Genomic DNA, 12,468 nt, shown 5'->3' on the forward strand with positions numbered 1-12,468 from the left:
CGTAATAGGAGTAGCTAGAAATTTTTCGCAAAGGTAATGAATAGAAAATCTTTATTATTAATGAAGAAGCCCTAGAGTTAGGGCTCTAGGGCTTCTCGTGATGGTAAATCTCACACGGTTTTATAAATATAAAAGAACGTATTCAAGATAACACATGAATGTTTCATAAATGTATCAAAAAGTGAACAAAATCTTTGTTTTGTAAATCGAGGTAGTCAGCACAATTAACTAACAGCTTGTTAAAAAAAGCCCTACAGAAAATGTTACAGGGCTGGATAAGATTGAGTTATGTCGTACTCAAAAAGGATTTTAACATGAATCTAAAGATGAATAAATTGATAAATGTGTCCAAGTTCTCTAGAGTTATTATTTTAGCAAAAACGTTATTTTTAATGTAGTTGTAAAAGCATTTCGGAAAGTGCTCTTCTGTAACGACTATCTATTCTAAAAAGAATGGATGCATTATATCATTTGACCTACCCCCACTTTCACATCGTATAGAAAAAGGGGGAGGTCAAGAAAATAAATATATCTTTGAAAACAAGATGAATTTGGTGAAATGAATCTATCCCCGCAATGACTCATTGTAAGTCCAAGAAGGGGGGAAAACAATTAAAGTAAAATTCAAACCACACTTTACGGTTCAAATCGAGAAATTCTAAAACAAAAAATACAAAAAGCGCCCCTTCCTAAGGGCGCTTTTTGTATTTTTTAAAATGACATAAGATACGTTTACTTGAGTTCTTTAGGTAGTTAGGGCTTGTTATACTAACTTAAAATAAAAATGTTGAGTAGTTCATTTTTATTGTACATCAATATATCTGAATTAAATATGCAATTTTGCATCTAATACATATATAACCATTAAGAGTATGTTTTATTAGATCAGTATTTCTCAATAACAACAGCTATACACTCCATTTACATTTATTGTATGTAAGGCGTATGCTAGATTTAGTTGTAATAAATGGAAGGGAGCTGTATTTTTGAACAGAAAAGTTTTTTCTTCAGTTTTACTATCGTCACTTTTGTTTTTAGGAGTAACTGGTTCAGGAGGAGTAGAGGCTTCTATGATTACACAAATAAAGTATAAACAAGGTGGAGCAAAGTACATATATACAAATGCACCAGAAAGTGTATACGATAATCCAAATATGGGATCAAACTTTGAAGCTGGTAAGTATGCTTACTACACAAATGAAAGAATATTAGAAGCAAATCAAGAGTATAGTGCTGAATTTTTTAATCGAAATTATACTGGAGGTCAATTGAAATTTGGATATGCTATACACAATGAAGATCGTCAACCGCAAACTATAAGAATTAAAAATAGTGCTGTAAATGCAGCATATCCGGTTAGTTCAGATGGTTCATGGGATATAATGGGCATTACATCTAGTACTATAGTTCAATATGGAAATAGTAACAATGATCAAGTTATTACTATTCCAGCAGATGGGCATGTATTTATATTAGAAAAAGATGTAGAAGATACTTTTGCAGTTAATGGAAAAATTAAGTTTATTCCGAACGCAAAATTAACCCTACGTCAATTTGTTTCAAAGAAAAAACCAGATGGACAGTTCTCTAGCCCATCAGAAATTTTTGATCTTATAAAAACAACACAGGTTAAAAATTATAATAAAACTACTTCAACTGCTAATTATAATTACGATGAAAGGTATGCTGTTATTGATAATGTAACAACAAGTACCTTTTATGTAGGTTCAAAGACAAGTAAAGCCTATCCTCAACCTCGTGTTGGTATTAATGAATACGAAGCACCTATATGGTATCTAGAAAATTCTAACCCAACGCTTGAAGGAAACTATGGAATTGTTTATGATTTTCAATTTAAAAATGCGGCAGGAAAGAAAATTAGAATTAAGCCTGAAATTATATCAGATAATGATAAGTCAACCGATCCAGAGAAATTCCCGCCACTAGCATTTTTTTCACAAGTAACGTACTGGACTTCAGGAACTTGGAAAAGCACAACCAAATTAACTAAACCTGATCAATATCATTATATAACTATTCCAGCAGATCAACATGTGAAATTTATATTACCAGGTGGTAATAATGGCAATAACCTTTTTGAAATTATGGAATAATGTTTTGGAAGTTAGAATTAAATAAATAGACAGAGTCATATTGTTGATGCCAATTTAAATAAAAATGTAAGAGAATAAAAAAATCGTCAGTTACTTTTTAAAAGCGCTGACGATTTTTTGTATAGTCCCATAGCTAGACTTAATTATTAAAAGCTAAATAAATTTCTATATAGTGTAAAATTAAAGAAATTAAATAGGAATTTGGGATTATAGTTGTTTTAAAGGGATTGAGGTGGATCTAATTTCATTGAATCTATCATAACTTTAATATTTTTCGAATTACCTTTAACAGATAGTTTTACTTTTTCAATTTCCAATGTTTTTGAAAAATCTTCATTTCCTATTGAACCAATTAACTGATCTAATTCATTAGTCCATGTAATGTTAGTAGCTTGAATCATTGCTTTAATCGTAGGTATATCTGCGTAGCCAGTATACAGAATTCCATCAATTACTTTTCCGTTTTCTCCTAACATGACACTTACCCATTTCATATCTTGATCTGATTTATCTACTTTTTTAGGATAATAAAATCTATATGTATTGGATTTCTTTTCTAGTTCAAGATTAAATGGAAGAATTTCAATACCTTGTGTAGATACAGTACTCTTAATTTTATTATAGTTTTTTAAATATTCTTCTGCTGTCATATGTTTAAGTGCAACTTTTTCTTTTACATCCACTGGTTCTTTTTCGGGTGCTTCTATTTTGTTGAGAGTATCTTTGTGTTCTATATCTGTGCAACCTAAAAGGCTAGCCGCTATCAGGAAGGTTCCGAGTATAAGTATTTTCTTTGGCATAAAAATCTCTCCTTAAGTGATATAGGAAAAATGCCGAAAGAGTTGATATCCTTAACAATTTCGGCATTTTTCAAGTTTGGATACTTAAATTTTTTTATAACGAAATAGAATCATTTATATGATCTAATTGATTTAAGAAAGAACATTACAATTAGTCCTGAAATAAATAATAAGACCCCATTTATTAATAAGATTAATGGTGAACCATAAATGTCAGCGAAAAATGAGGAAATTGCTAAAGCGACTGGTGATGCAATACTCGTAAGAGAACCGAGTGTTCCAAAAGTCCTTCCCTGTAACTCAGGATCTACCTCAACTTTAATAATCACATTGACAAGCAATGTACAAAATGAAAAAAGTATTCCTAAGAGGAGAATTAATGGTACTGCATAAAGAACAGATGGAGCAAAAGATAGCCCTACAAAGATTGGAGCTAGTAAAACCATACTAAGAATTATCCACCAACCCCGTCGATGTAACTTATTATCAAAAAAGATAATAATGCCTGCGCCTATCATATAACCTATTGGAATGCTAGATTCAATTATCCCAAATTCAATCGGATTTGCCTTCCACACTTTTACAGACATTACTTGAATAAGCATTAATGAAGCAGTGAAAAATGTGATTAAAGTAGGCGAGAGTATAATAACAGATTTAGCAAAAGGGTTCTGCCATATATACTTGAAGCCTGCAACAAGGTCCTCCTGAAATGAATTTTTGATTCCTGTTTTTTTTGTAGAATTAGGAAACTTTCCACTTAATAACACTAAAATAGCGGATAACATAAAAGTAACTGCGTCAACTGAGATAGCAATGCTACCACCAAATGCTGCAACTACAACTCCTCCTATTGCTAGCCCCGAAATACGAGATACGTTATCTGCTACATTTAATACTCCAGTAGCTTGTTGAACTTTGTCTTTTCCTACAATATCAACTAAGGAAGCATGGAAGGCAGGAGACTGAAATAATCCTGCACAAGAAGTAAGAGCGGTTAAGATAATAATAAGAATAAAGGGGGTACCGGGTATTGCAATACAAAATGCGATACTTAGTATTAAAAGACTTCTTATTATATCTGTTATCCACATTAGTTTTCTACGATCTACCCTATCTGCAACAGTACCTGCAATGGAAGAAAACAACATGCTCATGACCATATGAGTTATGGCAATTGTAGACATTAATTTGGCACTTCCTGTTGCTTGCAGTACCCAAAGGTTTAAAGCAATACTGTGAAATGAATTTCCAAACATTGATAAGGTATAACCTGTAAATACAAAAGTAAATGTACGATTTTTCCATAATGTCTTTTTTGAAGAAACAGCAAGAGCGGAATCTAATTCGACCTGTTGTTGCATAGTATTGTCACCTCACAAATTTAAGTATCTCATTTATAAAAATTTGTTTGCAAACTAATAGTGGTGAACTTTAGTAATCAAGTTAATTAGATGATTAATGAAATGGAATGGAATCTAATTGTAAAAAAGTTATATTAATATAAAAAATTGTTATTTTGAGGTAAAAACGATAGATATGAAATGGATTTAAGTACATACATATTTGAAAAATAAAACGTAATATAAATTAAACATAGAAATCTTAGAATGTAAGTCGATTTAAATTTTTATGAAATTAAATTACTAGAAAATATCTACTAATGGCATTATCAAATTTGTAGAAGTAAATCTTTAATTTATAGAGAAAATTTTAATTAGCATTTAGAGAGGAACATTTTAACTGTACAATATTGTTTTAATTTTTATATAAGATTTTTAAAAATAAAATATTTCTCCAGATTATTTTGAAATTTCTTTACAGCTTTCCCCTAGGTTTTTAATATTTGTAAGATTGGAAGCTATATTTATATTTTATAGTTTATTTTGGAATATAAGATTGGTATTAGTAGTATAAATAGTATTTTTATTAATAATCTAGTATTTACTTTTAATACTCCTCTCTGCATAAAGTTTTACCAAATATTTTCAGGTGAATATTACCAAATAAAAAATGTTTTGTCTATGTATTTTATTGGGGCTATATTTTGCAAGCATAATTCTATGTAAGAATTTTCTATATTTATCCTCCCTATATAATGACATTTTTTCCCTTACTTCGACATAAATCAAATGGTACAGTTTATAGGACAAATATAGAACCCACTTGTAGACATTATTTTGTATGAAAAATTGAATCGAAACATGAGTTACTAGTTAGGAGGCGAAATATATTTTAACTATTTTTCAAATAGTACTTAAGGGTAGAGTGCTAAACGTTTGAAAATAGCTTGTAAATGCTTCTATGGAATGGAGGTTGTCATTTGAAAGAAAAAGATAAGCTTCAGGTGAATAGGAACAACGTTAATTTTTCTAAAGATATAATATATCAAATTGTAACGGACAGATTCCATAACGGATGCCCATCATATAATCCCAAAGGGGAATTATACGATGAATCTAGGAAAAATAAAAAGAAATACTTTGGTGGAGATTGGATAGGGATTATTGAAAAATTAAATACAAATTATTTTACTAAACTAGGTGTGACGTCATTATGGATATCTCAACCGGTAGAAAATATCTTTACTCCAATAAATGATTTGGTAGGAAGTACTTCATATCATGGCTATTGGGCTCGTGATTTTAAAAGAACAAATCCTTTTTTTGGGACATTTGAAGACTTTCAAACCTTAATAACAACCGCTCATGCAAAAGATATAAAAATTATTATGGATTTTGCACCTAATCACACTTCGCCTGCATTACATGATGATGCGACCTATGCTGAAAATGGTAGATTATATGATAATGGATTGTTACTTGGTGGATATGATAATGATTACAATCATTATTTTCATCATAATGGTGGGACGGATTTTGAAGAATATGAAGACGGAGTTTATCGTAATTTATTTAATCTTGCAGATCTAAATCACCAAAATATAGCTATTGATTTGTATTTTAAAGAAGCTATTAAATTATGGCTAGACCAAGGGATAGATGGTATACGAGTTGACGCAGTAAAACACATGTCATATGGCTGGCAAAAAAGTTGGCTAAATTCAATCTATAATTATAGACCAGTATTTATTTTTGGTGAATGGTATATTAATCCGAATGAGTATGACCATAGAAATATTCATTTTGCAAATAATAGTGGTATGAGTTTATTAGATTTTAGTTTTGCTCATAAAGTACGTGAAGTTTTTCGAGATGGAATGGATACCATGCGTGGGTTACACAAAATGATTGAAGAAACATATCAAATTTATAATGATGTAAATAATCTTGTTACTTTTATTGATAATCATGATATGGACCGTTTTCACATTAATGGACAAAGTAAACGTAGAATAGAACAATCATTAGCATTCTTGTTAACTTCAAGGGGAATACCTTCTGTATACTATGGGACAGAGCAGTATATGGTTGGAAACGGAGATCCGAACAATCGTGGTCAAATGGAATCTTTTGATGTGAATACAGATAACTTTAAGATAATACAATCTTTATCTTCGCTTCGTAGTTTAAATTATGCACTTCCATATGGAAATACCAAAGAAAGATATATAACGGATGATATTTATGTATATGAAAGGTACTTTGGAAGTGATGTGGTATTAATAGCGTTGAATCGAAATTTAACAGAAGGATATGAAATAAAAGATGTTAAAACAATTCTTCCTTCTAGAAAGTATAAGGACATACTAGATGGCCTTTTAGATGGTGAAGCAATTAGAGTTGAAAATAATAATATAGATTCATTATGGCTTGGACCTGGGTCAGTACATGTTTGGCACCATAAAGGAGTAAATAGTATACCTTTAATAGGGACTGTGGGACATAAAATGACAACAGTTGGTCAAATAATTTGTATTGAAGGATGTGGTTTTACTTCTAAAAAAGGATCAGTATTATTTGAGGAAAAAGAGGCGGAAGTTGTTTCATGGTCACATACTAGTATAAAAGTAAAAGTTCCAGCAGTGAACGATGGTAAATATGAAATTACTGTTGTAACAGATACGGGAACTAGGAGTAATATCTATAAACATGTAGAGGTCTTAAATACAAAGCAAGTTTGTATTCGATTTGTTATTGAAAATGGATACGAAATACCAGATTGTGATGTTTTTATAATGGGTAACACATATTCATTAGGAAATATGAATCCTTGCAAAGCGGTAGGGCCATTTTTCAATCAAATAATGTTTCAATTTCCTACGGGTTATTTTGATATAAGTGTTCCGGCTGATACCTTGCTAGAATTTAAATTTATTAGAAAGATCAATAACACACTATTGATTGAAGGCGGAGAGAATCATAAGTATCTGACCCCGAGTTTTGGAACTGGAGAAGTGGTTGTAAAGTGGCAAACTGCAGAAAAAACTATCTTGGTGGAGTCTTAACTATTTAGGTCTACTTTTTATTACAATTGTAATTAAAATCGGGGGAATTTCATTCTGGTAGCTAAAACAAAAGCTTTTACTGAAAAATTCTCTTAAAAGTTAATAAAGGGTACGTTTTTAAGCTAAGAAATTTGAAGAGAACTGTATTAATGCAAGTGAAAAATAGAAAGTTGGAGGTTACTATGGAACGAGCTTCTAAAGTGATTACGATTGAAAATTTTCATTCTGAAATACTTGAGAATAGTAGAAAATTATTTATATATTTACCACCTGGTTATGAAAGCAATTCGGACCAAAAGTATCCTGTATTATATATGCATGCTGGGCAACGATTGTTTGAACCAGTAGTAAAAAATGATGAATCATGGAATGTTCATAAAACGACTGATATGTTAATTTATGAAGGTAAAATTCAGGAAATAATCATAGTAGGTATAGCACATAAAAGAATCATAGAAAATAATGAGTTTTGTCATTTCATTTCACCAGATAAACATATAGAATGCTCAGGTTTATTATATGAAAAATTTATAATCAATGAGGTGAAACCTTACATTGATGAAAATTTTAGAACATTGACTAATGCTGAAAATACAGCTCTAATAGGGTCATCAGCAGGTGGCTTATCAACTTATAATATTGGTTTCCGCAATCCTGAAGTATTTGGGAAAATTGGGATGTTATCTCCATTTTTTGTGAAAGTTGAAGATGATCATTCGGAATTAAAATTATATGAAATGTATGAAGGAAAAAAAGACTTGAAAATATGGATGGATATAGGTAGTGCGGAAGGTTTTTTCTTGGTAAAACATGTGAGAGATATTGCAGAAACTTTATTGAAGAATGGTTACAAATATAGAGATGATTTAATTTTTTATCAGGATCCAAATGGTGCACATTTTGAGAAAGACTGGGGAGAACGTATGCATCTACCATTAATATATTTCTTTGGAGATGTTGGTAACATAGTTAATGTTACATTAGATGGTCGAGATGTAGTTGGATTAACTGGAATGAAAGTGAAAATTAATCCAATTGTTACGTACGATAGTGGTTTTGAAATGAGTGTTTTAGATGGTGTATTTTTAGTTGATAACCCAGATGTGCTAGAGGTTATGGGGGATGGAACAATTATACCTAAGAAAATAGGAGAAGCCGAAGTTACCTTTGTGACACAAGGTGTAAAAGGAATACCTAAAAAATATAAGGTAATAGAAACATTATCAGAATTTGTAGATGTTTCTGTAACAGTCGAAGTACCTGAAAATACACCAGTTGGTGAACGAATTTATATGAGTGTAGGCATGATACTAGATAGAATAGAAAAAAATCGTTTTGCAGGGAATTTTAAAGTGCCAAGGGACCTTGCATGCAGGTTTAAGTTTTCAAGAGGCTTTAGGCTCTTTGAAGTGGATAAATTAGGACAACCTATTCCAAATAGAAAATTTAAAGCTACTAAGGACTTACAGTTGAATTATACTGTTGAGAACTGGATAGGGCTGTAAAAAAATAAATACGGGGTGAGTGCTGTAGTGAAAATGAAAGAATTAATTCCAACTTTTGATGTCCCTTATTATTATTCATGCTATATACCAATTCTTCACGATAAATTAAAAAGTATGGGTAGCATTAGTTACATGAGTTTAATAGCGAATGAAGAGTTATATAGTATACCAGCATATCGTATGGATACTATCACATCGGTACCTTCTGTAGCAAGATATACACAGTTGTTAGAATATAATCAAACATTTCGTATGGAGAAACATGTATATTCTAATTTCGAAAAGGGGCTTCAATATATAAAAGAATGTTTGAATCGTCAAGAAGTATTTATTGCCTTAGGAAGCACCTTTTTTCTACCATATAGTAATGATTATTTGAACCCAAAATTTATAAAAAGTCATATAGATGTCCATACGGATAAATATGTTACAGACCATTACCTCGCAATTAACAAACTTACAGAAGATAGAGTATTTGTTCAAGATCCAGTTCCTAATAAATTTATGGGTGAGATATCAATGGAGGAGTTTCATTCTTTTTGGAAAGGAGGAAAAGCTATACCTGAATTGGCTCAAGCAAAAGGTATAGAAAGAATTTCATCTTACTCATCAATTGATGTGATTATACAGGAAAAAATAAGCATGGAAAATCTTAAAGATATTTTTTTGAGAACACTAAAAAAAATATCCAGTGAGTATGTTCGAGGTTTAATTATGCAAAAAAACAATAAGATATATTATTTTGGTAAGATTGCAGCCCTTGAACTTAAAGAAAACATAAATGAAGATTTTCATAAACAAAGAAATATGTTTCCTTTGTATTTGAAATGTTTATTTGATATGAGATGGAGTAGATATTTTTTATATGACTTACTTATAGACATGAACGAGTTATTTAAAGATAAATTTATTCATATTACTAGTGAGTTAATGGATATAAAACAATCATGGGAAAGACTATATAAGATTGCACATATTAAATTATTAAAAAAAGATAGTAACTTAAGTGATCTCGAATCTTTTAATTTGATAATGATGAATATTATTAATAGAGAGTGTGTCTTACATGAGAATATTTTATTTCTTCTGCAACATAATTATAGTCTTCAGTCTTAATAGGGAAAAGATAATTGAGAGAAGTAGAGTAAGGCTACAACGTATACTTACAAACTTTATCAGTAGAAGAATAAGTGTATTTAGTGTTCATGTTATATACTACTACAATTGCCGGAAGGAAATCTTCATAGTAAAAAGATGATTTATAAAAAGGAGTGTATTTACTTGGAAGATACAAATAAAGAAAAGATTATTCAAATCGTATTGTGCTGTGTTGAAGAAGTGAATGAAAATCTTGAAAATAAAATTGATCTTGAAAAAGGCTTGAAAGCACATCTTTATGATTGGGAGGGGTATTTAGATTCGTTAGGGCTGGTATCTTTATTGGTAAGTATTGAACAAGGCTTAGAAGATGAATTGAGTTTATCAGTTGATTTGGTGAATTTAGATACAATGTCACAACATAATAGCCCATTTAAAACAATAGAAACATTAGTTGCGTATATTTTAGAATGCCAGGAACAATTAAAATCACTAACATAACAAAATATCAAAGGAGAAAATTTTAAAGGAGGTTAGGTATGCATATTGATTTTTTATTTGAAAGATTTGAAATGAATAAAGAATGCGAAGCTATTGTTTGGGAGGATAAAACTTACACATATGAGTGGTTTCTAAATCAAATAAAGATTTATACAAGGGAGTTAAATGAACATAGAAAGATGGATTATACAATAGTCTCTTTGGAAGCGGATTATTCTCCGTACTCTATAGCAATGTTTTTAGCGCTTATTGAATTAGGGTGTACTGTAGTACCGATCCTAAATTCATTGGTTGACAGTAAGAAGAAAGAATACTATGAAATAGTTGAATTAGAAAAGGTGATTAAAGTTGAAAGCGCAAGCTTTGAAATAATCAATATACAAAGAGATTACATTCAAAATGAATTATTATTACAACTGAAAAAGTTAAAACATCCAGGATTAGTATTGTTTTCATCTGGTACAACCGGACGTAGTAAAGCAATTGTACATGATTTTACATTACTTCAAAAGAAGTACAGTGTCGCAAGGAGTGCAAAACGTGTTATACCATTTATGTTATTTGATCATATTGGAGGGGTTAATACTCTCTTCCAAATTATTTCTAGCTTAGGATGTTTGGTAATTATTGATGATCGTACCCCTAATCGAGTATGTAACATGATTGAGAAACATCAGGTACAAGCTTTACCTGCATCACCAACTTTTATAAATTTACTTATACTGAGCGAGGTTTATAAAAAGTATAATTTAAATAGTTTGCAGACTATTTCTTATGGATCAGAAGTTATGCCTGAGGCTACACTAAGTAAAATAAACGAAATATTCCCTCATGTTAAAATTACACAAATGTATGGGTTATCAGAATATGGGGTTTTATATTCGAAATCTAAATCGAATGACTCTTTGTGGATCAAACTAAGTGATGAGAATATTGAGTCAAGAATTGTGGATGGAATGTTACAGATCAAATCAATGTCTACAATGATTGGTTATATTAATGCTCCAAGTCCATTTACCAAGGATGGCTGGCTTATGACAGGAGATATGGTGGAAGTAGATGGAGATTATATTAAAATTTTAGGAAGAAAATCAGAGATTATAAATATTGGCGGAGAAAAAGTATTTCCAGCTGAAGTTGAAAACGTAATACAGCTAATGGATGGAGTAGAAGAGGTTGCTGTTGTTGGTGAAAAAAATGCAATCACAGGACAAATGGTTAAGGCTGTGGTTAAATTAAATACAAATGAAAGTGTAAGTGAATTTAGAAAGCGATTAAGAGAGTTCTGTAAAGATAAACTACCATTATATAAGATTCCACAGAAAGTGGTATTAACAACTGAGAAAATGCATACAGAGCGTTTTAAAAAAGACAAGAAGGTATTTATGTAACTAAAAGTTGAAGTCCTTTTTATACAATAATTTAAAAGTAAATTATAAATCCCTTATATTTTGAAAAAACTTTTTCAAAATATAAGGGATTCTTTTTATTTTTTTCGGATCTAAATTGAGGAATTCATTTAAATAAGCTTCTTCGCAAAATAAGAATTTACGTGTTGAGGAGAAACTTTATGTTTATAGAGTTTGTTGTTGTTTATTATTACGATTCGATAGGAATTTATCTAATGAAATAGATTGGCTGTTATTTACTACAAAAAATAAAGAAACAGCCAATAATAATAAATCAAATTCATACCCTCCTATAAATCCTTGATCAAATTTTACAGTAATAATGGCTCCGGCCATAAGTAAAGAAAATAAGGTTGAAATAATTCGTGTACCAAGCCCCAGAATAACTAAAATTCCACCCACTAGTTCAAGAATTGCTACTGGATATGCAAGCCAATCAAATATTCCTAGGCTGTTGAAGAAATTTTCTGTATTATAGATGCCATCTTGAAATTTTATGAGTCCATGAGCAAAAAAAGTAAACCCTAATACTAATCTAATAATGAAAAAACTTAACTCATTTTTGTTTGACAATTGATTTTCCTCCATTCAATGATTTTGAAGTACTATTAGCCATAGATTTTTTCCTTTCTT

The 12,468-nt window shown here is 30.5% G+C and carries 9 protein-coding genes; 6 read left to right on the plus strand and 3 right to left on the minus strand.

The window, feature by feature from the left end:
- The first annotated feature begins 986 nt into the window (after nt 1–986).
- The gene (locus AC0ONG_RS27185) at nt 987–2,114 is read left to right on the plus strand and encodes a copper amine oxidase (RefSeq protein ID WP_474204835.1); all 1,128 of its coding nucleotides are present in this window, start codon (nt 987–989) and stop codon (nt 2,112–2,114) included.
- Between the two features lie 218 nt (nt 2,115–2,332).
- Here the strand turns inward: AC0ONG_RS27185 and AC0ONG_RS27190 are convergent, their stop codons facing one another.
- Together AC0ONG_RS27190 and AC0ONG_RS27195 are read right to left on the minus strand one after the other, a co-directional pair.
- Complete coding sequence (locus AC0ONG_RS27190; protein WP_474204837.1) at nt 2,333–2,914, minus strand: hypothetical protein; 582 nt, start codon at nt 2,912–2,914, stop codon at nt 2,333–2,335.
- A 110-nt stretch (nt 2,915–3,024) separates the two neighbouring features.
- Nucleotides 3,025–4,278, minus strand: coding sequence for an MFS transporter (locus AC0ONG_RS27195; RefSeq protein WP_061668082.1), 1,254 nt, complete (start codon nt 4,276–4,278; stop codon nt 3,025–3,027).
- A 959-nt stretch (nt 4,279–5,237) separates the two neighbouring features.
- On the opposite strand from AC0ONG_RS27195, the gene AC0ONG_RS27200 reads away from it, so the two are divergent.
- The 5 genes from AC0ONG_RS27200 to AC0ONG_RS27220 all read left to right on the plus strand — a co-directional run bounded on the left by AC0ONG_RS27200 (nt 5,238) and on the right by AC0ONG_RS27220 (nt 11,817).
- Nucleotides 5,238–7,322, plus strand: coding sequence for an alpha-amylase family glycosyl hydrolase (locus tag AC0ONG_RS27200; protein ID WP_474204839.1), 2,085 nt, complete (start codon nt 5,238–5,240; stop codon nt 7,320–7,322).
- A 182-nt stretch (nt 7,323–7,504) separates the two neighbouring features.
- A complete protein-coding gene (locus AC0ONG_RS27205; RefSeq protein ID WP_098436960.1) occupies nt 7,505–8,827 on the plus strand; it encodes an alpha/beta hydrolase in 1,323 nt (440 codons plus the stop codon).
- Nucleotides 8,828–8,854: 27 nt separating this feature from the next.
- Nucleotides 8,855–9,943, plus strand: a complete 1,089-nt coding sequence (locus AC0ONG_RS27210) for a cysteine peptidase family C39 domain-containing protein (RefSeq protein ID WP_427339868.1) — start codon at nt 8,855–8,857, stop codon at nt 9,941–9,943.
- Nucleotides 9,944–10,108: 165 nt separating this feature from the next.
- Complete coding sequence (locus tag AC0ONG_RS27215; RefSeq protein WP_097890693.1) at nt 10,109–10,426, plus strand: acyl carrier protein; 318 nt, start codon at nt 10,109–10,111, stop codon at nt 10,424–10,426.
- A gap of 38 nt (nt 10,427–10,464) precedes the next feature.
- On the plus strand, nt 10,465–11,817 hold the full coding sequence (locus AC0ONG_RS27220; protein ID WP_061667038.1) for an ANL family adenylate-forming protein: 1,353 nt from the start codon (nt 10,465–10,467) through the stop codon (nt 11,815–11,817).
- A 183-nt stretch (nt 11,818–12,000) separates the two neighbouring features.
- On the opposite strand, the gene AC0ONG_RS27225 is transcribed toward AC0ONG_RS27220, so the two are convergent.
- Complete coding sequence (locus AC0ONG_RS27225) at nt 12,001–12,408, minus strand: DoxX family protein (RefSeq protein ID WP_176520917.1); 408 nt, start codon at nt 12,406–12,408, stop codon at nt 12,001–12,003.
- Nucleotides 12,409–12,468 lie beyond the last annotated feature (60 nt).

It is taken from the genome of Bacillus sp. TCT6 (assembly GCF_056033845.1).

Bases quoted from the DNA above. Each gene is read 5' to 3' on its own strand.
- AC0ONG_RS27190 (WP_474204837.1), bottom strand. From the start codon at position 2,914: ATGCCAAAGAAAATACTTATACTCGGAACCTTCCTGATAGCGGCTAGC.
- AC0ONG_RS27195 (WP_061668082.1), bottom strand. From the start codon at position 4,278: ATGCAACAACAGGTCGAATTAGATTCCGCTCTTGCTGTTTCTTCAAAA.
- AC0ONG_RS27205 (WP_098436960.1), top strand. From the start codon at position 7,505: ATGGAACGAGCTTCTAAAGTGATTACGATTGAAAATTTTCATTCTGAA.
- AC0ONG_RS27220 (WP_061667038.1), top strand. From the start codon at position 10,465: ATGCATATTGATTTTTTATTTGAAAGATTTGAAATGAATAAAGAATGC.